Source organism: Myxococcus sp. AS-1-15 (genome assembly GCF_020037055.1).
Classification (GTDB): domain Bacteria; phylum Myxococcota; class Myxococcia; order Myxococcales; family Myxococcaceae; genus Myxococcus; species Myxococcus fulvus.
Map to the genome: position 1 here is coordinate 54,211 of NZ_JAIQDF010000008.1, position 26,570 is coordinate 80,780.

Annotated in this window: 16 protein-coding genes; 4 read left to right on the plus strand and 12 right to left on the minus strand. The window is 68.5% G+C overall.

Annotated elements, in window-relative coordinates; all coding sequences use genetic code 11:
- Nucleotides 1-1,090: 1,090 nt before the first annotated feature.
- Nucleotides 1,091-2,929, plus strand: a complete 1,839-nt coding sequence (locus tag K8625_RS21855; RefSeq protein WP_223750475.1) for a hypothetical protein — start codon at nucleotides 1,091-1,093, stop codon at nucleotides 2,927-2,929.
- A gap of 9 nt (nucleotides 2,930-2,938) precedes the next feature.
- On the opposite strand, the gene hxsC is transcribed toward K8625_RS21855, so the two are convergent.
- The 8 genes from hxsC to K8625_RS21895 form a co-directional block, all read right to left on the minus strand.
- Nucleotides 2,939-4,108: a His-Xaa-Ser system radical SAM maturase HxsC gene (gene hxsC, locus K8625_RS21860; protein WP_223750474.1), complete on the minus strand. Its 1,170-nt coding sequence runs from the start codon at nucleotides 4,106-4,108 to the stop codon at nucleotides 2,939-2,941.
- A 3-nt stretch (nucleotides 4,109-4,111) separates the two neighbouring features.
- On the minus strand, nucleotides 4,112-5,554 hold the full coding sequence (hxsB, locus tag K8625_RS21865; protein WP_223783781.1) for a His-Xaa-Ser system radical SAM maturase HxsB: 1,443 nt from the start codon (nucleotides 5,552-5,554) through the stop codon (nucleotides 4,112-4,114).
- A 14-nt stretch (nucleotides 5,555-5,568) separates the two neighbouring features.
- Entirely contained in the window at nucleotides 5,569-5,898 is a 330-nt protein-coding gene (gene hxsD, locus K8625_RS21870; RefSeq protein WP_223750472.1) for a His-Xaa-Ser system protein HxsD, read from the minus strand.
- Between the two features lie 17 nt (nucleotides 5,899-5,915).
- A complete protein-coding gene (locus tag K8625_RS21875; RefSeq protein ID WP_223750471.1) occupies nucleotides 5,916-6,434 on the minus strand; it encodes a hypothetical protein in 519 nt (172 codons plus the stop codon).
- Nucleotides 6,431-8,008, minus strand: a complete 1,578-nt coding sequence (locus K8625_RS21880) for a hypothetical protein (RefSeq protein ID WP_223783782.1) — start codon at nucleotides 8,006-8,008, stop codon at nucleotides 6,431-6,433. Before K8625_RS21880 ends, K8625_RS21875 begins: the two co-directional genes overlap by 4 nt.
- 688 nt (nucleotides 8,009-8,696) lie before the next feature.
- A complete protein-coding gene (locus tag K8625_RS21885; RefSeq protein WP_223783783.1) occupies nucleotides 8,697-10,925 on the minus strand; it encodes a DEAD/DEAH box helicase in 2,229 nt (742 codons plus the stop codon).
- Entirely contained in the window at nucleotides 10,900-12,240 is a 1,341-nt protein-coding gene (locus K8625_RS21890; RefSeq protein ID WP_223750468.1) for an ATP-binding protein, read from the minus strand. The genes K8625_RS21885 and K8625_RS21890 overlap by 26 nt, the downstream gene beginning before the upstream one ends.
- On the minus strand, nucleotides 12,237-14,981 hold the full coding sequence (locus K8625_RS21895) for a TerB N-terminal domain-containing protein (protein WP_223783784.1): 2,745 nt from the start codon (nucleotides 14,979-14,981) through the stop codon (nucleotides 12,237-12,239). The genes K8625_RS21890 and K8625_RS21895 overlap by 4 nt, the downstream gene beginning before the upstream one ends.
- Before the next feature lie 227 nt (nucleotides 14,982-15,208).
- Here K8625_RS21895 and K8625_RS21900 point away from each other — a divergent pair, with 227 nt between their 5' ends.
- The 3 genes from K8625_RS21900 (at nucleotide 15,209) to K8625_RS21910 (ending at nucleotide 16,839) form a co-directional block, all read left to right on the plus strand.
- The gene (locus tag K8625_RS21900; RefSeq protein ID WP_141330795.1) at nucleotides 15,209-15,712 is read left to right on the plus strand and encodes a hypothetical protein; all 504 of its coding nucleotides are present in this window, start codon (nucleotides 15,209-15,211) and stop codon (nucleotides 15,710-15,712) included.
- A complete protein-coding gene (locus K8625_RS21905) occupies nucleotides 15,709-16,086 on the plus strand; it encodes a hypothetical protein (RefSeq protein WP_223750466.1) in 378 nt (125 codons plus the stop codon). Before K8625_RS21900 ends, K8625_RS21905 begins: the two co-directional genes overlap by 4 nt.
- 189 nt (nucleotides 16,087-16,275) lie before the next feature.
- On the plus strand, nucleotides 16,276-16,839 hold the full coding sequence (locus K8625_RS21910) for a hypothetical protein (protein WP_223783785.1): 564 nt from the start codon (nucleotides 16,276-16,278) through the stop codon (nucleotides 16,837-16,839).
- Nucleotides 16,840-16,869: 30 nt separating this feature from the next.
- On the opposite strand, the gene K8625_RS21915 is transcribed toward K8625_RS21910, so the two are convergent.
- The 4 genes from K8625_RS21915 to K8625_RS21930 all read right to left on the minus strand — a co-directional run bounded on the left by K8625_RS21915 (nucleotide 16,870) and on the right by K8625_RS21930 (nucleotide 26,455).
- The gene (locus K8625_RS21915) at nucleotides 16,870-20,406 is read right to left on the minus strand and encodes a putative Ig domain-containing protein (RefSeq protein WP_223783786.1); all 3,537 of its coding nucleotides are present in this window, start codon (nucleotides 20,404-20,406) and stop codon (nucleotides 16,870-16,872) included.
- Between the two features lie 165 nt (nucleotides 20,407-20,571).
- A complete protein-coding gene (locus K8625_RS44210; RefSeq protein WP_305070910.1) occupies nucleotides 20,572-23,316 on the minus strand; it encodes a lamin tail domain-containing protein in 2,745 nt (914 codons plus the stop codon).
- Nucleotides 23,317-23,444: 128 nt separating this feature from the next.
- A complete protein-coding gene (locus K8625_RS21925; protein WP_223783787.1) occupies nucleotides 23,445-24,866 on the minus strand; it encodes an IgA Peptidase M64 in 1,422 nt (473 codons plus the stop codon).
- A 134-nt stretch (nucleotides 24,867-25,000) separates the two neighbouring features.
- Nucleotides 25,001-26,455: a PEGA domain-containing protein gene (locus K8625_RS21930; protein WP_223783788.1), complete on the minus strand. Its 1,455-nt coding sequence runs from the start codon at nucleotides 26,453-26,455 to the stop codon at nucleotides 25,001-25,003.
- Nucleotides 26,456-26,570 lie beyond the last annotated feature (115 nt).

Genomic DNA, 26,570 nt, shown 5'->3' on the forward strand with positions numbered 1-26,570 from the left:
GAGGAAGACCCGGGGGCTTGTTCAAGGGCGGGGGACGTCGGTGGTGCGCGGGGGCGCTTGTCCACCCAAGTTAGGCAGGACCCGGCGGGTCCGTCGAGGGCTTCACCCCGAGGCCAAGGTCCCCTCACTCTTCATCCCAGCGCCCGAGCGCACCCGTGCGCGCGCTCGAAAGGCCCGGCCCGCCCGGCCGCCTGGCCCAGGCTGAAGCCACCGGTCGCCACGGGCTCAATCCGATGCATTCCACGACCAGGGGGATGGAATCCCATCCAACCAGGTTGGGATTGGGCCTGTGTGTTCGTCGGCTGACGATGCATGGCGTCATGAGGTTGCGGCTTGACTGACAGACTTTATCTCGTTTCAATGATTACTCCGGGTCCGCCAGTTCTTCTCGTGGCGTGAACCGGTTGTCCGTATCACTCACACAGGAGCAACCCATGAAGATCAAGACGCGCGTTCGTGCGGGCCCCATGTCGGCTGATGACGGTATCGGCGGCGGCGGAGGTCGCGGCTGTGGCGGCGGCATCATCATCGCCACGCCCCTCGACATCTGAGCGGCTTCCCGTCGTAGCGACTCGGCCGTCGGCGGACCGTGCACGGTCCGTCGGCGGTCGTTGTCTTTCCGGCCCCCAGGGCACGGCCCGTCTCGGACACCCAGGTCCCGAGGTGATTTCGGGGCATCTGTTAATTCTTGATATTCAAGTATTGATGTCTTTGTGGCTGGAATTCCAGCACGCAGGACAGTGATTGCGGGGCATCGCGTCACGCGTGTCCGCAACCGGTGCCTGGATGGCTGGTGCAACTTGACCTCAAGATTCGGATTGGTTCTGATTGCGACTCCGGGTCCGCGAGGTTTGTGCTTCGCGTGAAGCGGAAATCACGTCTCACTCACACGAGGAGCAGTCCATGAAGATCAAGACGCGCGTTCGTGCTGGGCCGCAGTCCGGTGGTCGTGGCTGTGGTGGTGGCGTCATCATCGCCGCGCCCCTCGACACGTTCTGAGGTGGTGGCGTTGAGCTGAGCCAGTCGCTGGTGGCCCGTGCACGGGTCGCTGGCGGCTGTTTTTCTTCCAGGACCCGTCAGGAGCATTCGCGTGAGCCAGGACTCGGTGCCGGTGTCGGTGGACCCTCACGAGACGCTGTACGTGCCGCTGAGGCGTCGCTTCATCAAGGAGTACCTGACCTCGCCCGAGGGCGTGCGCGAGCTGCACATCTATTACGGCACCCGGGAGATCTCCATCGAGGAGCAGGACCTGCACTCCTTCGGAGAGCAGCTGTGCCTGGAGGACTCCTTCATGGCGGGCAACGCCACGAAGTGGACGACCGGTGAGCCGTATCCCTGGGAGCGGGTGAAGGAGCTGCTGGAGGCGCTGCTGGAGGAGGGCGTCGTCACGCGCGAGGCCCCGACGCTCGCCTTCGAGAGCGAGTCCCACCGCAAGTACCTGGCGATGGAGGCCAGGCGCGTCGCGCCCACCGAGCCCCTGTGGTGGAACCCGGACGCCCCGGAGGTGATGCGCAGGCTGACGGGCCGGCCCCTGGAGCTGGGGTTCCTGGAGGCGGTGCTGCCGGTGTACCGCATCGCGCACCCCGCGCTCGACACCGAGGGGCGGCACATCGGGGAGAGCAACACCTTCCCCGAGCAGATGCGCATGAAGATGGACACCGAGTTCAAGGCCTGCCACTTCGCCGGCAGCCGCTATCGGAACAACGCGCCCATGAACGTGACGGCGCTCAAGTCGATGATGCGGCACTGGAAGCCGATGATGCACGCGGTGCGCGCGGTGCGGCAGGCGTTCCTGCGCCCCGACACGGTGCTCCCGGACGGGCGCTGGCGGATGGGGGACCTGCACGCGGCGGCGTGCGCGGTGCTCGCGGTGCCCTCGTACATGCTGATGCGCGCCAACGACCCGGTGCCCAACGGGCAGCTGGACCCGGTGCTCTCCAACATCTACCGCGTGACGGACGGCGTGCGGATGGTGGCCGCGTACATGCTCTTCCTGCCGGAGGAGCCGCTCACCTACGACTCGCCCATCTCGTCCGCGGAGCTGTTGTACGTGACGGACCGCGACAACCACTACCTGTCCAACCGAGGCGTGTGCGCGGGGCCGCCGAACCTGGTGGACGAGTACTTCCAGACGCTGATGGACGGGCGGCCGGTGGCGAACGAGGAGCCCATGTCCTTCGCATGGGAGAAGGACATCGTCCCGGGCGTGGACTACGGGCAGCTGGGGCTGCAGCTCTACTCGCTCCAGTTCAACCTGTGGAGCTACATGTGCCGCGCGTACGAGCAGGTCCGCGCGGTGGCCGAGTCCGTCACGCCGACGGAGGGCGACTTCTGGAGCGGCCTGCGGGCGCGGCTGAAGAAGGACTTCGAGATGATGCGGCCCACGCGCCTGCACACTGCCACCCAGCGCGACTGGGCGGAGGCGCGCTACATCGAGATGTTCGACCGCGCGCAGCGGGGCATGAGCACCTTCAAGGAGGAGTCGCTGGTCCACCTCAAGGACATCTTCACGCCCGTGCACGACGCGGTGTTCGAGGCGACGCGCAAGCGGCTGCGCATGGTGGTGCGCGCGAAGGTGGGCGACGCGTTCGGGACGCAGGCGGACGCCATCGCGGACGCGGTGGCGGAGTACCTGACGCTGGAGCGCTCGGCGCTCCTGGCCCTGGAGAACGTGCAGCGGGAGACCAACGCGCTCCTGCGGCGGCCTCATCCGGAGCGGCGGTTCACCAACAAGGACCTGTCGCTCCACCACCGCATGCGCGCGGGCACCGTCGGCGTGCTGCCGTACCTGCTGGACGTGTTCCGGGACGAGTTCGGCGTGGACATCGACAACTCGCCGGAGGGGACGAAGCTGACGCCGGTGGGCGCCCCGCTGGCGGCCGAGGGCGCGGTGTGTCCGTTCACCGGGCGGACGGCGTCCGTCGCGTAGCCGCCCTGCTCAGTCCAGGAAGGGCTGGATGCCCCGGCTTCGCTTCGCGAGGCCGGAGGCGAAGAGCCCGCCGCAGTCCTCCCGGCGGGTGCAGCGCTCGCAGTCCTCGGCGTAGAGGTTCTTCCAGTCGGAGATGCTCTTGCGCGCGAAGGGGTGCAGCTCGCCGGGCAGGGTGCAGAGCGGGTGGTTGTAGAGGGACGTCTCCAGCCCCGCGCGGCTCAGCGTGCGGACCGCGGCGGTGAGCTGGGGCCGGTAGTCGAGCGGGTCCATCCAGAGCAGGCCGAGGTTCGCCTTGGCGAACCCCATCAGCTCCAGCCCCATCAGCGCGACGTGGTCGACGAAGGCCAGGTTGCGCGCGATGAACTCCGCCAGCTGGGGCAGGCGCGCGTACGTCTGCGCGTGGACCACGCAGCGCAGCTCCACGCGCACCCGGGCGCGCTTGAGGTGGAGGATGCCTCGGACGGTTTCATCGAAGGCGCCCAGGGCCTGGACGACGTAGTCATGCTCCTCGGGCAGGTCCGAGTAGAGCGGGATGCCCAGCATCAGGTCGGGGTGCTGGACGTCCGCCACCGCGCGCGCCAGCTCGGGGTTCGCGAAGCCGCGCCCGTTGGTCAGGAGGTGGACGGCGGTTGTTGGCAGGTGGTGCTTCATCTGCGCGAGCAGCGCGATGAGGCGGCCCTTGAGCAGGCTCGGCTCGCCGCCGGTGATGCCGAGCTCGCGCGTCTCCGGGGAGATGAGCGGGAGCGCCTGCATCAGCTCGTCCACGAGCCAGGAGTCATCCTGCTTGCGGGGTGGCTGGGAGCACATCAGGCAGTGGTTGTCGCAGCGCTCCGTCACCAGGAACGTGTTCGACGGAGAGGCGCGGCGGTACAGCGTCGACAGGGCGTCGCGCTCGGGGTGGATGCGCACCACGTCCCCGTCCGCGAGGTAGCGCAGGTTCGGAGGCAGGACGTAGGTGTCCCCTGGGGCCGGGCTGCTGCTCACGAGGCCCTCGTCCCACAGGAGGTACCCCCGGAAGCCCGGGGGCAGTGAATGCGTGGGACGCCGGACGAGGAGCACCTCCCGCTCATGGGCGAGGGGCGCGTCGTCCAGGTGCTCGCGGAGGCGGGCGATGAACGGCTCAATGGAGCGCGTGGAGAGCGCCTTCAGGCCGGCCGAGGAGAGGTCCAGGGCGGGCATGGCTCAGCGCCACCCCATGAGGATGTCACGCGCGCGGGCGTCATCCGCGAGCAGGCCGATGAGGTGGCGCAGCACGCGCATCTGCTTCTGGCAGAAGGCGCTGAACGCCTTGTGTCCGACGGCGTCCTTCATCGTCGCCTGGTGGAAGACGGGGTCGGCGCCACAGTAGGGGAGGAAGGCGCAGTCGCCGCACATGGGCACGCCCTCCGGCATGGTGTCGCTCAGGTGGGCGAGGAGCGTGTCGGACGTCATGATGGACTCGTAGGAGTCGTGGGAGAGGTGCCCGAGCCGGAAGGAGAAGTCACCCATCTCCGCGAGCATCCGCCCCTCGTCGGAGGCGTACACCGCGCCGTCGTAGTTGTAGACGAGCGCGCCGATGCCGATGCCCGCGGGCGACTGGAGGTCGACGTACGTCGAGCCCCGGGGCGAGAAGAGCTTCTGCAACAGGATGGCGGTGTACTCCTCCTGGAGCGGATAGCCCTGCTCGTTGATGCGGAGGATGTGCGCGAGCCCGCGCCGGTAGAACTCCACCCACGCCCCGACGTCGTACTGGCGAGAGGCGCGCTGGCGGACGGCGAACCCGTAGGGGCTGATGTTCCTGAGGAAGATGCCGTGGAAGCCCTGGCGCACGTACTCGTCGATGATGTCCTCGACGCGCGTGAGGCTCGCCTGCGTCGTCGTCATCAACGCGGAGACGGAGTCCGGTCCGAGCGCCTGTCGCGCCCGGTGAATCGCCTGGAGCGTGCGTCGGTGGCTGTCCCCGCCGCGCACGGGGCGCTGGGTGTTGTGCAGGTCCTCGGGGCCGTCCAGGGAGGTCGAGAGCAGCACGCCGTGTTCGCGGCAGAAGTCGAGCACCTCGTCGGTGAGGCGGGAGAGGTTGCTCGCGATGACGAACTGGAGGTCGCGGCGGTGCACCTGGTTGAGGGCCTTGGCGCGCTCGACGATGTACCGGATGCGCTCGAAGTGGAGCAGCGGCTCTCCGCCCTGGAACTCGACCTTGAGCGTGGGCGAGGGACTGCGGAACATGAAGTCGAGCGCCCGGTCCGCGTGCTCCTGTGACATGTCGAACTCGCGGGCACCCTCTGCCTGACGGGACACCTGACAGTACGCGCAGGAGTGGTCGCAGCGCAGGGTGACCACGAAGATGTGCAGCCCGGTGAAGTTCGCGAGCTGCTCGGCGCGGGTGCGGTACTTCAGCGCGAGCAGCTCCAGCGCCACGCGGGAGTGCTCGTCGAACAGGAAGTGCTTCGACTTGAGCGTCTTGTAGGCCTCGCGGTGCGGGGGCAGCGCGTGACGGACGAAGTCGACCAGCTCGTGTCGGGGGAGCACGACGTATTCGCCCACGTCGTTCGTCACGACGTAGCGGGCGTCGTCCAGCCGGCTGAAGCGCAGGGGCGCGAGCTGGTAGCCCTTCGTGGACTGGTACCTGGCGCGGTCATGGAACATGGTGTGCGTCGACCTCAGTCCTGGCGAATCAGGCCGGTGCGTGAGAAGGCCTGCGCGACAATCAATGCGCGCAGGGCCCGGGTCTCGTCGCCCACCTGCTCTCGCAGCTCCTGGTCCAACAGCTCCTGGAAGAACAGGCGCACCGTCTCCAGCGCGTCGCGCTCGGTGACGGTGGGGGCGAAGAGGAAGCGGATGGGAAGCCGGTCCGCGTCGGGCGAGCCGAGCACCGCGGTGCACCGGTCGGCGAAGCGGTACGCGGACTTCTGTATCGCCGCGAGTCGATAGACGCGCAGGTCGAGGACGGCCTGCACGGCGCCGTCGCGGAAGGTGGGGTCGGTGTCCATGGTCACGTGTCTGCTCCTCACCACTCGATGGTGACGTCGCCCGTCTGGCCGGCGACCAGGTCCACCTCGACGGTGGTGGTGCCGAGGAAGCGGTTCTCGATGCGGACGGTGTGCTTGCCCGCCGCCAGCCGCATGAGGGCCGTCACGTCCTGACCCGCGGGCTTGTCGTCGACGAAGATGCGTCCGCCGGGGAAGGCGACGAAGGACACCGTCGCGGGCTTGGGGGGCGGCTCGGGCGCTTCGTCGGGAGCGGAGTAGCCGCCGCCGTAGCTGCGGCTCCTGCTGCCGGAGTAGTGGCTGCGGTGCGAGGAGTGGGAGCGGTGCGAGCGATGACCCGCGAGCAGTATCTGTCCGTTGGTGGGAGGGACGACGAGAAGCAGCTCGTCGCGCGAGTCCTCTTCGTTGCGTCGCCGCCACGTGGGTTGGGCGACCTGGAGCTCGATGCCGGGCACGAGCAGCCCTGATGGGGCCGCGCCTCCGAGCAGTCCCATGAGCGCCGCGCTGACGGAGAGCAGCCGGGGAGGTTTCGGGTTCATGGCTTCACCTCACCGATGCGCAGCTCCATCAGGTAGATGCCGTTCCATCTCGCCACGAGCGTCACGCGGCCATCCTTCCAGGTCGTCTGCGTGGGGGGCTTGCCTCCGCGAGGCTGGGGCGGCGCGGGCAGCTCGACCGGATGTCCGAGGACACGGGAGAGCAGCTCCTTCGTCACGGGCGTGCGCTTCAGATTGTTGAGCACGCGGGACTCCTTGTCCGCGCCGGCCAGGTACGCGCCCACGCAGCGGCCGTCCCGCAGCTCGCACGAGAGGGCGACTGACTCCGTGGTCTTCGACAGGATGTTCGGGTGGCTGGTGGCCTTCAGTTGGAGCAGGGAGATGGCCACCTCGCGCTCCGCGCCGATGAGCGGAATCCGCTCCCGTTCCTCGCGGGCCCACGTGGCGGCCTGTTTCGCGAGGACCGACACCGGTGGGTCGTGCGGCGTATCCGCCAGCTCGGCGGCGAGCGCGGTCGTCTTGTGGAGGTGGAGGACCCAGTCCAGGGTGACGGCCTTGGGACGCGGCCTGGGCGTCAGTTGCTCCACGAGCATCGCGCGGGCCTGTCCGAGTCGCTGCTCCCGGCTCGGTGTGAGCTCGGCGCGAAGCGCGAGGGAGAGCGTCTTCCAGCGGCAGGAGGCCGTTGTGCAGGCCGCGTGCTCCGCCTCGTAGAGGCGCGCGGTCAGCTCGTTGAGGTCCTTCGGGAACGCCTGGGCGAGCACGGGCTGGGCGGAGGCGAGTACCTCCGAGGCGGAGGACACATTCTTGCGCTCGAGCGACGCGAGGACCTGCTGACGTGTGAGGGACAGGAGGTGTTGTTCGACCTTCGCCCGCTCGGGTGCGTTCGGCGCCATCGCGAGGGCATCCTTGGCGACCTCGTCCACGTTCTGCTCACGGAGCGCATGGGCCAGGTGGAGGTCCGCCCAGGCCTGCTGGAGCTCATGTGATTCGGGCTCACCCAGTGCCTGCAGCTCCGTCTGTGCGTCATCGAGGCGGCCCTCCGAAATGTCTCGCCGTGCTTCGAACAGCCAGGGTTCGGCGAATAGCGCAACGACAATGGCGATGAGCGCATACACAGACATGCCAAATCGCCACTGGCGAATCTTCTGTCTCCTGCCCAGGGTCCAGTCCTGGACCAGGCGGTCAGTGACGACCGCGAAACCACCGAGGGAGAACAGCAGTGCCGCCAACCAGCCGTTCCAGAAGAAGGAGCCGCGGAGGATGTAAAGAAGTGGGATTCCCAAGGCCACGGCGATGAGGGGCAACCGTACCGCAAGGACCTTTCGCCCCCGAGCGGTGAGCTGCCGGTCCTCCTCGACCGGTGGCGCGAGCATTCGCCTTCCCTCGAATTGAACCGTGGTTGAGGGCGCGTTCATGATGCCGTAGGACACGCGCGCGGCGGGCACCTCGAACACCTGGAAGCGCTGGCGGGTGATGCGCTCGTTCACCTTCACGGGGACGCGGGTCTTTCCCCAATGCTCCTTGACCCAGTCTCCTGGGAGGTGCTGCGCGACCTTCTCCTGGGGGAGCACTCCATTCGCGCTGATCTCCCCCACGAGCTTTGCGTCCTGCTCCATGTCCTCATTCGTCCACACCAGTCGGCGCAGGTGCTCGTCCTCGGACATCACGAGGACGTCGGTGCGGACTGAGTCGACCAATTCGAGCCAGCGCTGTTCGCGACCGTGTCCCAGACAGGGTGCACAGGACACGCTCCCTGAGTTGCAGCCACTACAGGAGACCCTCCCACTCGCACCGCACTGCCGGCAGTTCATGAGTCGTCGAGAATTGTCCTTGGCGTAGCCGTAGGCCTTCCGCGTGCCTCGACAGTTCCAGCATTGGACGTTCCCTCTCCCCTTGCACTTGGGGCAGGGGGTCGAGCCCACGCCTCCGCATGGGGAACAGGCGAGAACGGAGAGGCTGCTGTTACGAAGGCTCTCGGACGTTTCCGCCCAGAGGTCGACGCTGCTGGCTTGTCGCCTCAATCCTGTAACGGGGGGAGAGCCGTGAGTCGGACCTTCCTTCCACACGACCCTCCGCTCCGTGATGGTGGAGTAGATACGTGCGGCTCCGCGCGCCTTCGGCTCCACGGAGCGGATGAACTCTTGCGGATTCGGAGGCGGCACGGGCAGTCGCCGGGTCCACTCGACGAAGGCCTGGACGGCGGCCTTCTGGAGGGCCTCCGCGTCCGCGGGAGGCATCGGGTCGACAGCCTGGGGTTCCTGGGATGGAAGGCTCATGGGAGACAAGGCCTCGTCAGAAGACGCATCACTGCAACACCTGCCGGGCGACACGCCACGCACCCTCGACGTCCAGGTACCGGGCGGCGTAGTCGCGAGCGAGCAGGTCCTCCGGCACGAAGCCGTCATGTTTCTCGAGCGCCATGTTCTCCACGTGGCGCGTGAGGGACTCGGCCCGAGGTGGCCCCTCCGCCACGAGCGCGCGCAGGGCGCCCTCCACGTCGGCCTGCGGTCCCGCCACGCTCAACACGGGCCCCAGCGTCTGCACCGACAACCCACGGGCCTGGAGCGCGAGCGCCAGCGTGTGCACCACCGCGTCACCAGCCCACGGGAAGACATGGACCTCCATCCCCGAGGCCACGATGGAGCGCTCGCCGAGCCGCCATCGCTGGAACGTCGCCCGAGCCTCCGCGAGCAGCTCCAGCGCCCGCGCATCCAGGTAGCGAGGCAGCCCCTCACCGGCATAGATGGCGCGCATCTGCTCCCGGACGCGGTCATGCACGCGGCCGACACCGGTGGGCTCGAACACGGGCACGCGTCCGGCGGGCGCGGGCTCCAGCTCCACGACCTTCTCGTCGCCCTGCACGGCGAGCACGCGCCACCGCCGTCCACCGAAGATGAGGTACGCGCCGACGAAGAGCGGCTGGTCGAAGGGCATCGTGCCCAGCGTGCGACCCCCGGCCACCAGCCGGAACTCCTCCACCGAGGCGAAGGCCGCATAGAAGCTGTAGTGGTTGACGAGCCGCTCACCCACGCGGCCCAACAGCAGCGTCCCATCCGAGGACTGTGAGAGCAGCTCGCGCTGCCCCAGCCCGCGCAGGAAGCGCACGAAGTCCTCGCGTGACACCCGCGCGAAGGGACCTTCGTGGCACAGCGCCAGGAAGGCCTCGCCCGCCTTGACGCCGCCGTGCTGCGCGATGAGCGAGAGCAACTGCTGCACCAGCGTGGAGAAGTGGAAGGCGCCCGAGGCGGGGGGCTCGAACCAGTTCGTCAGCAGCAGCTCCAGCATCGCCACCGACTGGACCAGCCGCACCCGGAGCTGGTCCGGCAGGGGACTGGTGCTCGTCAGCTCCGCTTCTTGAAGATACAGCCGGAGCACGGAGGGGCCGCCCTTGCGCCCGCTGCGTCCCAATCGCTGACGGAGGCTGGACACCGAGGGAGGCACGCCCACCTGCGCGATGCTCTGCACGGAGCCCACGTCGATGCCCATCTCCAGTGTCGTCGTGCACACCAGGCTCACGGGCCGCTGCTTCGCCTTGAGCGCGGCCTCCGCCTCCTCGCGCAGCTCCTTGGACAGGTTGCCGTGGTGCGGGAAGAACTCGTTGGGCAGCCGCGCGTCTTCACACCTGCGACGCAGGAGGTCCGCGTACAGCTCGACGTTCGCGCGGCTGTTGGCGAACACCAGGTTGTGCGTCCCGCGCAGCGTCTTGAAGAGGTGCGCTCCCACGTCGTGCTCGTCCTCGGGCGGGCCGTCTGTGGGCTCCTCGTCTTCTTCCGGAGTGCGCGCATCGGGCGCGCGCTTGCGATAGCCCCGGAGCTGTAGGAGCAGCTCGCCGCCGCCCGAGTCGGAGTTGCACAGCCGCACCTTCGTGCCCGCGCCGGGACGGAGGAACTCCGCGGCCAGCGACATGTCGCCCAGGGTGGCGCTGAGGCCCACGCGGGGCACGGTGCGACGCAGGCTCAGCTCGACACGGTGCAGGAGCGACTGGAGCTGGCAGCCCCGCTCGGTGCCGATGAAGGCATGCAGCTCGTCGATGACGATGTGCTCCAGCCCGGAGAACAGCCCGGCGAGCGCGGAGCCCTGCCGGATGAAGAGCGCCTCGAGTGACTCCGGGGTGATGAGGAGGATGCCCGCGGGGGACTGGAGCAGCCGGGCCTTGTGGCCCTGGGACACATCGCCGTGCCACCGGTGCACGGGGATGTGGAGTCCGTCGCAGAGCCCGTCGAGCCGCTCGAACTGGTCGTTGATGAGCGCCTTGAGCGGGCCCACGTAGATGGCGCGCACGCTGCCGCCGGCGTCCTCCGCCAGTCGGCTGCAGATGGGCAGGAAGGCGGCCTCCGTCTTCCCGCTGGCCGTCGACGCGGAGAGGATGACGTCCTGGGTCCCCTCGAGGATGGGGACGATGGCGGCCTCCTGGATGCCGCGCAGCTCCTTCCACCCCTGGGTCCACACCCAGCGCCGCACCTGGGGGTGCAGCCGGAGGAAGGCGCTCGACGCGGCGCCGCCCGGGTCAGAGCTTGAAGGATGCGAGCTCATCATCCGCTCCGGCCGCGGGGGCTCCCGCCTCCGTCTCGCCCAGGGGCGCGAGGTCGGGATTGACGTCCGCGGCGAGCTCCACGCCGCCGAGCAGCTCCTTCCAATCCGCGCCCGGGTTCTGTTCGAGCACGGCCAGCAGGTTGATGAACGCCGTCACGGTGCTGCGGGGCGTGCGGAAGTACGCCTCTCCGATGCGCTCCGAGCAGTGGGTCATGAAGCCGTGGAGCCCCTCATCGGGCAGGCGCTGCGCGGACGCATCTCCCGCGGAGTAGACGTGCCGCAGCTTGGTGAGCAGGACGTAGAGGTCCTCGGGGGTGAGGTTCGCCAGCCGGAGGACCGGGGAGCTGTAGTCGACCAGGTGGCCCACGGCGAAGGTGTTCTGGGCGAGGCGCGACTGGAGGGCCTCGTAGCTGTAGAGACCGCGCCGGGTGTCCATGAGGAACTCGGGCGTTCCCCCCAGGATGAAGCCCAGGCCCTCGGCGCTGCCCTGGAGACAGTCATTGAGGATGCGGAGGATCTGCTCGTAGTTGGACGCGCGGGCCTTGGTGTTGGCCATCTTGTAGAGGTTGACCAGCTCATCCAGACACACCATCAACCCGTCGTAGCCGGACAGGCGGACGAAGCGGGCGAGGAGCTTCAACTGGTCGTAGACCTCCGCGTCGTCGATGATGGTGCGCACGCCGAGCGCCTTGCGGGCATCGGTGCGCGTGGAGAACTCGCCGCGCAGCCACTTCACGGCGTCGGCCTTGAGCACCTCGTTGCCCGTGTCATGGCCGCGCCAGTAGGCGGCGATGACCTCCGCGAAGTCGTAGCCTCCCACCAGCTCCGACAGCGCGGCGAGCTTCTCGCGGATGACCACCTCGGGGTTCAGCTCACGGCTCTTGGCGTCGGTGAGGGCGCTGGAGACGAAGCGCTCCACGACGCTGGCGAGCGCGCCGCCCTCGGGACGGGCCCGGGTGGACAGGTTGCGCATCAGCTCCGCGTAGAGGCTGCGGGCCTTGCCGTCCGTCGCGTGCAGGCGCCGGTCGGGGTTGAGGTCCGCGTGCAGGGTGACCAGCCGCTTCTCCAGCGCGATGGAGCGGATGAGGTTGAGGAAGAACGTCTTGCCGGAGCCGTACTCGCCGATGACGAAGCGGATGGCGCTGCCGCCCTCGGCGATGCGCTCCACGTCGCGGACCAGGGCGCGGACCTCCTCGGCCCGACCCACCTGGATGTGCTGCTGTCCCACGCGAGGCACGACGCCCGCGCGCAGCGACTGGACGATGGTGTCCCGGTCCTTCGGCCTGATGCGTCCCTGGGGCGTCGCGTCCGTCATGACATCATCTCCTTGACCGCTTGTTCATTGAGCTGAAGGGTTTCGTCGCCCTCGAGGATGGGCTCGCCGCACACCTCGAAGGCCGCGTCGTTGATGACATCCAGCGCGCCGTCCGGGAGCAGGCCGAGTCCGCTGGCCAGCTTCTCCACCTCCGCGCGAGGCCACTCGGGCTTCGCGACGAGCGCGCGCAGCAGCGACGTGTGAAGCGCATCGAGCCCCGCGACCCCTGGCTGCGCTGGCTGGGGCGCGGGAGGGACGGGTTCTTCGTCGGCGAAGATGCTCCCCAGGAGGCTGGAGACCGCGGCGGTCTCCGCGAGCTTCGCCTGGACGCTGCGCATGTCGAGCGCCACCCGCTCGCCCTTCCCTGGAGGTGGCGCGGGGATGGCGAAGCCCTGCTCGGGGGCGCCGGCCAGTCGCATGGAGACGGGCTCGGTCGCGGGTCGTGACGCGGTGGCGGCGTGGACGCGCGAGTAGACGGTGTCCTCGTCGAGCCCCAGCATGGCGTAGAGCTTCGACAGCGTCTTGAGCTCCTGGGGTGACACGTCGCCGTCGGCGACGGCGACCTCGACCAGGAGGTTGCCGAGCGACGTGCGGGCCTCGGGCGTCAGCGCCTCCACGCGCTTCTTGTGGCCCGCGCTGGAGGTGGGGCGCGCGAGCAGCCAGGACACGTGGGCGCGGAGCCGGACCTTCTCCGAGTCGAGCAGTCCCTGCGCGGCTTCGACGAGGGCCTCCATGCGGTGGATTTCATCCGTGGAGACGGTGCCATCGGCGGTCGCCACCGCGGCGGCGAGGTGCAGCATCGCGAGCGCGGACAGGTAGCTCGCGGAAGGGGCGCTGGGTGAATCGGGGGGCAGGGGGAAGAGCCACGCGGACTCGTCGGGGGAGAGCACGGCGCCGCCCATGCGAGGGTCGGGCTCCATGCCGTGGCCCAGCTTCTCGAGGGCCTGGGCGAGCCCCACGGCCTCCGCCTTGCTGAGCTTGCCGAGGGTCGCGGTGGGCCAGTGCCGCAGGAGTTCCGTCGCGGGCACGGGAGCGGAGGGGGTGTCCCCGAGGAATTGGCGCAAGAGGGCGCGGAGAGCCTGCACGTCCGAGCCTCCGTCGATGGACGCCGCGAGCTCGGGAGGAAGCAGGGCCAGGGCGCTCATGCTGTTGCGCGCGTCGGGGTTCTTGCCCACCCAGCGGCTGTAGGACTCGAGCGACTCGCAGCACTCCTCGATGAGCGCGCGCACGGGCTTGAGGGAGGTCTCGGAGGCCTCGTTGATGGAGGCTGAAGACAGCCTCACCGAGCCACCGAAGGATGCGCTCGCGGGGTTGTAGCGGGCCTCCACCTTCGCCTTCAGGGCGCGAGGGATGATGCCCGCGCCGTGGTCTCGCAGATAGCGTGCACGAAAGAGGGCCTGGAACTCCTCGGGACAACGCGTGGCGGGAGTTCGCAGCCGGGTGACATGGGTCTCCACGGCCCAGACAAGGGCCCAGTCCGCGGGGAGCGGAAGCGCGCGAGTGGCGGCGGTGCCCGCGGCCATGCGCACGTCGAACGAGGCGGAGCCGGCGCTGCGCAGCCAGAACTCGGGGGACTCCTTCAACAGTCCATCCTCGCCAGCGCGGTGCACGCGCAGGACGTCGAGGAAGGCCGAGGCGTAGCTGGCGAAGGAGCTGTTCTCGCCGTGGACGTCGAGGAGACCTTGGACTTCGTCTTCGATGAAACGGGCCTCGGCGAGCGCGGCGGGCTCGGTGCCCAGGTCGTGGAGCACGCGCCGTTCCAGCCCGTAGAAGAACAGGAAGACGAAGCCGATATCGATTCCAGGCTGACGCCGTCCACCCGCGAGCCACGCGAGATAGCCCGCACGGGAGGCGGGTGAGAGGTCCGAGTACGAGGGCCAGTATCGCAAGCCCTGTCCACCGCGATTGGGGCGAGCGGCGACCTCGAGCCTGGGGTTGATGAGGGCCGGCTCGGTATTGGGGGGCTTCACCGCGCGCAGCCGCGAGCCCACGTAGACCATTCCATCCTTGAGCGTGTAACCGGCGACCTCGATGGACTGACCCGGAGCAATCCAGGCCGTCTTCTGCGAAGCGGGAGTCGACGGCTCGGAATCAGGCGCGGACGCAGGCTCAACGGACCGCGCGGGTGCGATGCGCTGCACGGCCTCGGCGAGTGGCGCGGACGCGGGTTCGAGGGGTTGTGCAGGTGCGACGCGCTGCACGGTCTCGACGGGCTTCGGGGGTGGCGCGGGAGTCGACAGCACGCTGAGTTCGAGCGGCGTGGGCTCGACAGGCTTCGGGGTCGGAGTGGGAGAGGAAGGCGTGCGCGGTGCGGGCTCGACGGGCTTCTCGCTCGGGGTCGGCGGAGCGATGACGGCGCGCGCCGATTGCGCGGGCTCGACACGTGAAGCGGTCGGCGTGGAGGCGGCCTGTGCGAGCGGCTCGGCGGCGCTCTTCGCAATGGCCCGTGGCTCATCCGCGATACGGACCCTGAGCCCTTGTGAGAGCCGGGGCGCGCTCACGTTCTCGAAGCGCAGGGCGATGGTGGACGAGTCGTGCGAGGTCGGGGACGTGACAGCCGCGAGTCCGACGCCAGCCCGCGCCTGCTGCGCGGCCTTCATCCGCGCATTGACCTTGTTGAGCCAGACGATGCCACCCCATGCACCCAGCCCGAGGACGACCACGCAGCACAGGGCGCCACTGGCTCCATCTGACTGAGCAGCGACCACGAGGGTCGGCAGCGCCCGAATCCATACCGCCATTGAGTTGCTCCCCGCCCGGCGCCAAAGGAAGGCGACCGCTCACGTCTGTCTCTACCCGTGAAGTGAATGGTAACGGGATACAGTCGCGAGCGTGAGGGAAAGGGCTCCCCGGAGTCTCACCCCGGAGTGGTATTTCCCTCGGGGCGGTCATGACCCAGCGTGGGTCTGAAGCGTGTCGCGGATTGCGACGCCTCGCTCATGGTTGGGTTTCATTGCCGAGGTGTGTGATGCCACTGCCGCTCATTCCCGCCGCGTTCCTCCTCGCGGGTCTCATGGGTTACGGCGCCAAGAAGGCGTACGACGGAATCGACAGCATGAAGGACGCCAAGGACCTTGGCGAAGAGGCCGAGGCGCGACATCGGGACGCGGTTCAGCGGTTGGACGGTGCTCGCGAGGTGCTGCAACAGCAGCTCGACGCCCAGGTCGCGTCCATCGACGCGGCCATCGCGCTGCTGGCACGGGCGTGCACGCGCGTGGAGGAGCTGAGCGGGGTGCTCGGCGCGCTCGATGAACGCGCGGGTCGAGCCCTCGACGCGCTGTGGGCGCTGGGAGGCCGGTTCGACGCGGAGGATGATGTCCATCTGGCCCGGTTCGCCACCGCGATGCAGCTGGTGAAGGCCCAGAGCGAGCTGATGCGGATGCCCCTCTTCGCCGCCGGCGGAGACCTGAACACCCAACTGGAGACCTTGCTGGAGCAGTCGCGTGGCCTGCTCCAAAGGGAGACGTCATGACGCTGAAGACAGAGCTGTCCCTGAAGGACGTGCTGACGGGCATCCAGGTGGTGGCCGACTGCGTGCGCGACATCCAGAAGGAGCGCACGGAGCAGACCCGGCTGCGTGAGCAATCCCGGGTGGATGTCGAGCACATCCACGCGATGCGCGACGTGCTCATGGACTACCTGGACCGCAGCTTCGACGAGCGACGGGAGAACTTCCGCCAGCTCTTCGAGCGTCTGGACGGCGCCATCGCCAGCGACAACGTGGGGATGGCGGCCGCGGTCCTGGAGTCGGTCGTGAAGCTGGCCGACGCCTCGCCTTTCAAGGCGCTGCGGGAGGTGGCGGCGACGCGCGTGGCGCTCGGCAAGGATACGGAGTGGAAGTTCTGAGGCGCGAAGTCCCCGCGGGGGAGGCATTCGCGCGGGGGGACGCCTGCCTGCCCCTGGACCTGTGAGGCCGGGGCGTGGGGACTCGGGGTTCTCGGCTGCCTGGAGCGTTCACATGTTGACGCGGAAGCAGCGGATGCGTCGGGTGTGTGGTTCCGGCTCTGGAACGACACGCATGGGGAGGCCGGGACGATGAACCGCAAACGCCGGGTCAGGAGGTGGGCGCTGGGGCTCCTGCTGGGCGTCTGGGGCGTGAGCTGCGAGCCTCACGAGGACACGGGAGGAGGCGGCGGCGAGGGCCTCCCCTCCGCGAAGAACCGTGAGCTGCGCTCGGCGTTCTGGCGGGACCTCATGGCCTCGCGTGAGAAGGCGCCGGACCCCGAGGCACTGAAAGGCCCGGATGCGCAGGGCGTGGGAGGCTCGGGGCGCGCCGAGCCCTCGGGCATCCTGCACGGCCGGGTGACGTGGGTGGGGGACAACGAGCTGCTCGTGCGCGACGGCGCGGGCGTGGAGCAGGACATCGAGGTCGTCCCCGATACACGGTTGAGGCTGAACGGGAACGCCGTGGGCCTGGCGTCGATGCGTGAAGGCGACACCGTCAAGGTGACCTACGACGACGGCCCTGGCGGCTGGGTCGCGCGCGAGGTGGACGTGGAGGTGAGCCCACCTCGGGACATCTCCACCGAGCGCGAGGGCCGCCGAGGACGAGCATCGGGCGAGCAGCGTGGAGGCGGCTCCTCCACGCCGTCTCGCTGAAGACGCTCACCCAGGGGCCGCAACGTCCGCTCAGAACGCCGAACCACTCGCGCGCCGTCCGGGGGACGCGCGGAGCGTGGGGTTGAGCTGGGGATGGCGGACGAAGGGCGCGCCGGCCTGGGCGTCGGGCGAGCGATTGATGGAGGTGTCGTCCTCGGTGGCAGTGTAGCTCAAGTCATCCACGAGGGCGGAGTCCAGCGCCCGCAGGAACACGGAGTCGCTGCTGTTGTTGAGCCCGAGCGCCCCGGACGAGGCGGACACGGTGTTCGGTGTACCGGGCGAGTAGCCACGATTCCCACCGAACACGACGTACGCCTTGCCCGCGGGGACGATGGTCCCGTTGGCGAAGACATGACGGACGCTGACGGAGTCCGACAAGGTCCACCCGGACACGTCGGCGGGGGCCGTTCCCAGGTTGACCAGCTCGATGAACTCGTAATCGGGGTCCGGCGTGGAGGTGCCGTCGCCGTTCGGGGTGGAGGGCTCGTTGGCGAGGACCTCGTTGATGATGACCCTCGGCGCAGCTGGCGGTGCTCCGCCAAAGGCATAACGGCTGACGACCGGGTAATGGTCGCTGACGACGCTGCCGTAGTTGGGAATCCCCGTGGGTCGGATGACCGTCAGCGAGCCCGGGACGAAGGTCCCGGCGACGCTCGCGTTGACGAGCGTGTGGTCGATGGTGTCGGAGTGGCTGGTGGTGGTGCTCTCCGGGCGACTCGACAGGGCCCCGGTGATGAAGGTGTAGTTCGAGTCGCTGGTAAAGTTCTCGAAGGGCGTGGCCAGCGGGACCCCGGCGACGGTGGTGATGGACACGTCCACGTCGTCATTCCAGTCTCCGATGACGAACACGTTCTGGAGCGCCTGGTTGTCGAGATAGGACTTGAGCCCGAGGCTCGCTTCCCGTCGCCGCCCGTATGAGGACTCATCGGCGAACGCCTTCATGTGCAGGACGATGACGGTCAGGGGCGTGGTCGTCCCTCGCAGGGTGAAGTCGACACGCAGGGGAGGGCGTCCGGCGAAGAGGGATTCGCTCTCCACGAGGATGAGCTCGGCGCTCTGGAACGTGACGCTGTCGTCGTAGAGGATGGCCGGCTTCTGCTCGTTCGTGGAGTAGTAGCCGCCGGTGTTGGGGACGCGGCTCCAGTCAGTGGCGACGAAGCCCTGGTGGTTGGGGAGCTGCGCGAGCACGGTCTCGAAGTCCTGATTGTCCACGACCTCGACGAGCCCCCAGATGTTGGCGCCGGTGTCGCGGAGGATGTCGCGGGTGTGGGCGATCTGCAGGTCATCGGGTGCGCCACCGGGAGAGGTGGAGTTCGGAGGGCCCAGGGTGTCCGAGCCGAACCACTCGAGGTTCCAGTGGCCCACGGTGATTTCGACGCCCGCTGGGAGGATGTTGAGCGGCAGCTCGCGTGAGGCGAAGGAGTTCCGGTCGTCGGTCACCACGAACGTGATGCGCGGGGTTCCCGCCGTGGAGGGGGTGCCGGAGAGCGTCCCCGTCGTGGAGAGCGAGAGCCCCGCGGGCAGCGTGCTCGAGGTGCTCCACCTCAGGGGCGCCCTGCCACCGGACGCGGTGAGGGTGACGGAGTAGGGCTGGCCCACGGTGGCGTCGGGGAGGGTCGTGGTCGTCACCGCGGGAGGTGGCTCGATGATGGTGAACGAGAGGCTCTTGTCCGCGAAGCGGCCGTTGGTGTCGGTGGCGCGCGCGGTGAAGGTGGTGGCGCTCGCGTTCGTGGTGCCGCTGATGAGGCCGGACGTGGAGAGGCTCAGTCCCGAGGGCAGCGTGCCCGAGGCGATGCTCCAGGTGATGGGCGCCTTGCCACCGGAGGCGGCGAGCTGGGTCGAGTACGGCTGTCCGAGCGTGGCGGGCGGCAGCAGGTCCGTGGTGACGCTGGGGAGCGCGTAGACGGAGACCGTGACCTGAAGCGTGGCGGCGCGGCTGGCGACGTCGGTGACGCGAAGGGTGACGGTGGAGGAGGCGGCGGTGGGGCCGAGGGTACCGGACACGAGCCCGTTGTCCGGTGAGAGGCTGAGGCCCGAGGGCAGCGTGCCCGAGGCGATGCTCCAGGAGAAGGGCGCGCGCCCGCCCGCCGCGGTGACGGAGCTGGAGTACGAGGTGCCCGCGTAGCCATCCGCGAGGGTGCCGCTCAGGGAGAGCGGAGCCTCGACGATGAGCGCGAGTGCGCGGCTGTCGGTGCGGCCATTCGCGTCGGAGACGCGCAGGGTGACCGCGTGGGAGCCCGTGGTCGAGGGCGTGCCGCTCAGCGCGCCTTGGGTCGACAGGGAGATGCCCGGGGGGAGCGCACCGGAGGCGAGCGTCCAGGAAAGGGTGCCCTGGCCACCCGTGGCGCCGAGGGTGTGTTGGTAGGCGATGCCGCGAGTCGCCTCGGGGAGGGTCTGCGTGGTGATGGTGGGCAGCGTGGAGATGGAGACGGAGACGGAGCGCGAGACGGTGCGGCTGTTGGCGTCACTGGCGACGACATTGAAGGTGAAGTCGCCGCTCTGGGTGGGCTGGCCGTGGAGGAGCCCCTCGCGAGCGAGGGTGATTCCGGGAGGGAGGGGCCCCGTCGTGGTGAACAGGTACGGGGGCTTGCCCTGGGAGGCCTCGAGGGGGCGGGTGACGTTGTCGCGGACGTAGAAGCTCAGCGCGGGAACGGCGGCGAACGCGGGAGGCAGATAGGTCGAGACAGAGACCTCACGCGAGTCCGTGGCGCCGGCGGAGTCCGTGACGCGGAGGACGAGGGTGAAGTCGCCCGACGTGGTGGGCGTCCCGTCGAGGTGGCCCGAGTCACGGAGGCTCAGTCCGGGAGGCAGCGTCCCGCTGACGAGCGCCCACGTGTACGGCGCCGTGCCGCCGAGCGCGGTGAGGACCTGGGCGTAGGTTCTGTCCGTATAGGCATCGGGGAGGTGGGTGGCGGTGATGGTGAGGCCGTCGCGGACGGTGAGCTGGAAGGCGGCGGAGGCCGAGCGGTTGTTGGCATCCCGGACCTCGAGGGTGAAGGTCGACGTGCCCGAGGTGGTGGGGGTACCGACGAGGGACAGGGCGTCGAGGCGGAGACCCGCGGGCAGGGTGCCCGAGGCGAGATGGAGGGAGAGGGGAGGGCGGCCGCCCGAGGCCGTGAAGTTGAATATGTAGGGCGCGCCGACGACGCCGAGAGGCAGGTTGGTGTTGGCGAGTGTCGGCGGGGTGAGGACGGTGAGCTCGAACTGCTTGGAGACGCGGGTGCCGGCGCTGTCCTCGACCTGGAGGGTGGCGGAGAAGGAGCCGACGGCGGTGGGGGTTCCGGACACGAGGCCCTGGTTGGAGAGGCTCAGGCCCGAGGGCAGCTCACCGCTGGCGAGGCTCCAGACGAGGGGGGCGGTGCCGCCGGAGGCGACGAGGGGCGAGGCGTACGACTCACCGAGGTATGCGTCGGGGAGCGCGGTGGACTGGATGGAGAGCGGATTGCCGCCGCCATCGGAAGGGCCGGGGCCCGAGTCGGGCGTGTCCGGGAGCTTCGGTGGCGGGGAGCTGGAGCAGGCTGCGAGAGAGACAATGAGCAGCAGCGAAAGGGCGCGGCTTGACCGCATGGAGACTCCGGTCCGTCGGAGCAGGAGGTTGTGCTCCGTGGTGCAGTCGACACTGTAGTCACCTGGAATGACATGGATTCAAGGCCGCCGGGTCCCCGCCAAGAAAAAGGCCGCGGCCCCCGAAGGGACCGCGGCCCGGTGTCTCAAGAACAGAGAATCAGACGACTACGGCGTCGGACCGCCCGGCGAGATGGGCAGGAACGCGAAGTCGGCGTCATTGTTGTTGGTGTCTCCACCGTTGGGAACGCGCTGGAGTGAGCCAGCCGCCGAGGTCGAATCCGCAGCAGTGGTTCGGGTGCCTTCGACGAAGCTTCGGTCCACGGCTCCCACGCCCGTTTCGATGTTGAACACGGGGTTCTGATTGCCAGGCTCATAGAAGACGGTGTCGATGATTTCTCCCGTGGAGAACTTGAGGAGACCCACGCCGTCGCCAGAGCCGTTCTGGATGATGTCCGTCTGCTGGTTCGAGGCAGACACGATGATCAAGCGGAGAACACCCGGGAGCGGGTTGGCCGCGAAGTAGTTCGCGGACGCGGCGACCAGGTAGCCCCCAGCAGGCAGCGACGTCACCGTAGCGCCACTGGCATCGGTCACGGTGCTCAGCAGGAACTCCTTGTACGGGCGGCGCGGCGCGGTGGCAGGCGCATCGCCATTGACCAGGAGCAGGCGAAGGTCACTCAGGTCGGCGGCCGCGTTACCGCGGTTGTAGATTTCGATGAACTCCGCGTTGTCCGTGCCGACGTTGTCGTAGTCAATCTCGTTGATGACGAGAGAGGCGCCCTCGGGCGGAGGCGTGAAGCCGGTGAAGTTCGCGCTGTTGTTCGCGGGGTTGACCGGCTTGCCGCTGAGGTCGGTGACCTCGCCCGTGACAGTCGCCGTGTAGGCCGTCGCCGGCGTCTGCTCGTTGGTGGTGAGAGTCACGAGCGCTCCCTCGACCGAGGCACCCGAGACCGTCAGGTTGGCGATGGTGAAGTCCGCCGCCTGCACCGACGCAGCATCAATCTTACGGTCGAAGGTGAGCCGGACCTCCGTGGCGGACACGCCAGTGGCCGTGAGCAGCTTCGGTGCCGGGCAGTTGAGCGTGATGTCCGAAGCGGAGAAGGCCGAGGGCTGCGCCGTGGCGCCGAACCGCCACATGGGACCCACGAGGGTGAACTGGCATCCCTGCACGACTTCCAGCGCCGGTACGAGGCTCGTAGGCAAACGCAATCGGAGGCCATCGGCAGCCGTGGTGACACCTTCCGTGGTGAACCGATAGCCGGTGAAGCCAGTTCCCTGGCCATTCCCGGTATCAGTGATGGTTCCCGACAGCGAGATGAGCTCGTACGCGTAGGTGTCGAGTGCACTGATGAGGTCGGTCGCGCTGGAGCGGTTGACGACGAGTGAGCTCACGCTGTGGCCTTGGCTGAGACGGGCGAAGTTCGTGACGGTCTTGGCCTCCTTGATCTCGCTGGTGACCACCTTCTCGGTGACGGTCAGGCTGACGCGGTCTCCCACAGAGACTTGGCTCAGGGCCGCAGCATCGGTGACCAACATCGCGGGACCATTGGGCTCCGCCTGGAGGAAGAAGCCCACCTGCTCCGTGGCCGCCTGCCCCTGCACGGTGGGCTTGATGAACGTGACATACGCGCCGTTGACCGCCTGGTTGATGCCCGCGGGCTCCGCAGTCAGGAACGCCGTAATCTGGGCGCTGGTCTCCGCCGCCGTCGGGCCCGGAGCCGTCTCGCACGCGTTGGTCGTCGTGTTGCAGACCTGACCCGCCGAGCAGTTCGCGTTCGTCAGACACTGCACGCACGCCGTGCGGTTGTTGCAGACCGGCTTCGTCGGGTCCACACCCGCGCACTGCGCGTCGGTGACGCAGACCTCGCACTGGCCACGGCCGTTGTTGCCCGTCGTGTCGCAGAAGTCACGGGCGCTGTCCGGCACGCCGGCGCACTGCTCGTTCGTCGTGCAGCCGCACAGGTAGTTCGCGTTGCAGGCTGGCTTGGTCGCATCGCAGTGCGCGGTCTGGTCCGCGGTGCACTCGACGCACGCCGTCGGCGTGGTGTCCGTGCGGCAGACCGGGGTCGACGGGTCGCACGAGGCGTTGTCCGCGCAGCCCTCGCAGGCCGTGCCCGTGGCGTTGCACGTCTGCTCACCCTGGCAACCCTCGGTGGCGTTGCACACCTTGCACTCGCCCGCGCCGTTGTTGGCCGCCGTGTCGCAGATGTTGGTGGGCGAGGAGCAGCCCAGGTCGGGGCTCGTCGCCGAGTCCACGCAGACCTTGCACGCGCCCGCGCCGTTGTTGGCCGTCGCGTCGCAGATGGGCGCCGTGGCCGAGCAGCCGTTGTCCTGGCCGTTGCCCGTCGCGGAGTCCGTGCACGCCTTGCAGACGCCCACGCCGTTGTTGCCGGCGGTGTCGCAAACCGGCGTCTCGGCGGAGCAGCCGTTGTCCTGGCCGCTGCCCGTGGCCGTGTCACGGCACGCCGTGCACACGCCCTTGCCGCTCGCGCCCGTCGGGTCGCAGATGGGCGTCGTGGCGGAGCAGCCCTCGTCGGTGCCCGCGGCCGTCGCCGTGTCACGGCAGGTCTTGCACACGCCCGTGCCGGAGCTCACATCGCAAATCTCACCCGTGGCGCAAGCCGGGCTGCACGTCACGCCCGCGTCCGGCGTGCCCGAGTCGGGGGTACCGGAGTCCGGCGTGCCCGAGTCCGGCGTACCGGAGTCCGGCGTGCCCGCATCCGGCGCCGGCGGCTGCGTGATGGGCTCCTGCTTGCAGGTGCCATCGTCACAGACCCACTCATTGCCAGCGCTCGGCTGGCCGTTGTCGGCGCGACAGTCAAACTGGTCGACGCACTCGTCTCCACAGCCCGTGCCCAGCGTGACGAACACGGCGGTCATGAGAGCTGGAAGCCAATTTCGCTTCAGCATGCGGTCCCCTCCATTGGGATGCGGCAGGTAGTAGCCCCGCCCCCTTACACCCGAACCCGGAGAGGGTCCATTGCGGGGCCCGCATGACACCGCCATGTCACGCGGGATTCCCTTGAAAAGTCAGGCTTTCACGGAGTCTTGCGGGGTGTCTGGCCGCGTTGACCCGCGTACAAGTCGATGACCTGTGAAATCGCGCTCTGACACACCGCGCAGAAGGGCACCCGGTCCCGCGTGAACATGACGCAGTCGAGCTGGGGTCGGTAATACCCACGCGCTTCATAGTTCGCGCCCTCGAAGGCGCCCACCTTGCCCGAGTACTTCTGGGAGGAGAGGAACTTCTCCTCCCAGTCGCGCTGGGCGATGAACAGCGAGTCCATCTCCGACTCCGGCTTGCGCTGGGCGCGGACCTGGCGGCGGCGCTTCTGGATGTCGTTGGAGTGGTTCTCGTAGGCCTCCTTGCCCCACGGGGTGGGCAAGGGTGTCCCAGTCGTCACCAGGTGCTTCCACTTGAGCTGCTCGGGGTCCTTGAGCGCGGTGACGTTCTTCTCCCACGGCTCCAGGCGGTCCTCGCTGGGGACGTAGACGGACTCGGAGGTGTAGTACTCGTCCGCGAGCCCCGCGAAGTGGTGGCCGAACTCGTGGACGAAGACGTAGGGGGCCCACAGACTGTCGGATGCCACCGTGCCATAGAGGCCGAAGATGCCTCCGCCTCCGTAGGTGTTGCCGTTGGAGAGGATTTCCACGAACTCGTAGGGCGCGAAGGCGGACAGCTCGCGGAACGCCTTGTTGTCGAAGGTGAGCACGTAGCGCTCGCTGCCGAACGCGTCATACGTGGTGCCCACGGGCGAGCGCTTGTGGACGCCGGTGGAAGGCCGGGAGATGCCGGACTGCGTGGCGGCGGGGACGAGCCCCCAGACGTTGAAGTCCGCCTTGCGCTCCTTGAAGGGCGAGAAGGTGAAGAGGATGTCCACCATCCGCCTGGCGTCCTTCTCGAACTTACCGCGCTCGGCCTGGGTGTAGCCGTCACCGAGGATGAGCAGGTCCACCTTCTGCTCCGGCGGCCCGTTCTCCAGGAGCTTCAGGAGCGGGCCCGGCGCGGGAGGCGAGGACGGGTCCACGAACATGCCCTTGGGGTCGACGACGAGCGACCACACCTCGCGGAAGGCATTCTGCGCGTCGCGCTTCTTGACGAGCACCTGCACGGGGCGCTCAGGCGTGGGGAAGCGCAGGGACTCGTGGAAGGTGCGGTTCTCGCTCTTCGCGTCGGTGGTCAGCTCCCACTCGCCATAGATGGAGGCGAAGCCGCGGGAGAAGAGGAGTTGGTTCGTTTCACGGTCCCGGACCTCGTAGAGGTACTTGCCGAGGTTGGTGTCATCGATGGTGCGCTGGGGATGTCCCGGCCAGGGCAGCGGCTCGATGACGACCTTGTCGAGGCTGAAGCGCTCCTCGGTGGCGTTGCCGGTGTGGAAGTAATCCACCCGGAGGGTGCGAGGGGCCGCGGCGGAAGCGCTCGTGAACAGCAGCAGGAGGGCAAGTAGGGCTCGCGTCATGCGCGGCACTCTACGCCGCGGATGCGAGGCTGGCGCGCCACGTGCGCGAAAGCGCGGCCTTCCTGACGCAGAGAGGCACGGCAGGCCCACTCCAAGCGAGAGTGGGCCGTCGCCAGGTCATGAAGGCGCGAAAGTCAGAAGGTTCCGGAGAGGCTCGCGGAGAAACCGTCACCATCCGTGGCGACACCCACGGAGACAGACGGGGACGCCTCGGGTGAGGGCGAGAGCAGGAAGAGCACTGCGCCCGTCACGGCCGCGGCACCGCCTCCGACCAGCAGCCCCGTGAGGAGGTTGTTCTTCTGCACGAGGGAATCTCGCAGGCGCAGGGACTCCTGGTCCGTGGAGCGGATACGACCGTTCTCGAGCCGCTTCTCCAAGTCGTTCACGTCCTTCTGAGCCAGCAGTCGCACCACGCCCGCGCCACCCAGCGCGGCCACGCCCGTACCGAGCAGGACGTAGGACGCCACCCGCAGGCCGGGAGTGGACTGGGATGCAGTGCCTGTGACGCCCTCCGTCAGGCGGTCCGGCGCGCTGACATCCAGGCCGCTTGCCGGTGGAGTTCCGTTTTTGTCCGTGGTGCTGGGCTGCTCCCAAGGCGCGCGGCCATTGGAGTTCATCACCACGAGGTTGGAAGGGGAGCGCCCCGTGGTCACGAAGTCGACGAGCGCGGAGAGTGCTTCGGCGGGAGCGTCGAGGCCCTGGGTCTTGAAGCCGCCTTCACGCAGCTTCTGGCCGCCTTCGACATTGAGCACGGTGGCCGCGAACCACTTGGGTCCGCTGCTGGGGCGCTCCAGGCGCACGACGATGACCTCCTCGACGCCGAGCGTGCCTCCCAGTCGGACCGCGTGGCTCAGGGTCCGCTCGTCACTGCCGTCCGTCGTGGTGAGACAGGGGAACGGCGTGGCGATGATGGAACCCTCGTAGGCGAGGTCGACGAGCAGCGGTGTGTCCGCGCCTTGCGCCTGGATCTGCCGGGGGAAGCTGATGGCGTCGCCCTTCATCACGGTCAGGTCATACGTGCCCGCCGGCACATCGAGCGTCATCGGCGACTGGCCCACCTTGAGGCCATCCAGATAGACGTCCGAGGTCGGCAGCGTGGACCGAATCGAGAGCCTCACCTTGCGAGCCTGATTCATCTCCCGCCGCAGCTTCTCGAAGCCCTGCCTCACGGAGGGGGCGAAGTAGTCGGGGTCGAGCGTGTACGTGGGCTGAAGCCGCAGTACATTGCGGAACGCGGCGTCGCTCTCCTTCTGCCGAGACATGGCTCGGTAGTTGATTCCGTGCAGGAGCTGGGCGCTCACGAAGAGCTTCCGGCGTGCCTCTCCAACGGGGAGCCGGTTGATCTGCTGGAGCGCCTCGTCGACCAGTTGTGCCGCCTTGGCGTTGCGGTTCTCGTAGAAGTGGTCCTGCGCCGAGTCGAGCTGGCGTTGGAGGTCCTCGTAGCTCTTGCTGGGTTGAGGGAAGAGCCGCTCGCTGAAGCCCTCCGCGCTCAGGACGTCCTGCTCGGGGCGGGACACGAGGGCGCCCAGGAATGCATTGGCCTGGCTTCCCAGCTCTGCGTCCTTGCAGTCGCCACTCGCGACGACCATGCGCCGCGGTGCCGCGAGTCCGAGTACAGGAAGTGCCGTGATGAGAAAGATGAGGAGTCGGAGGGCTGACATCGGGAAGGTCCGTGGAGTGGTACCGGGTGGCTGCCAGGATTTG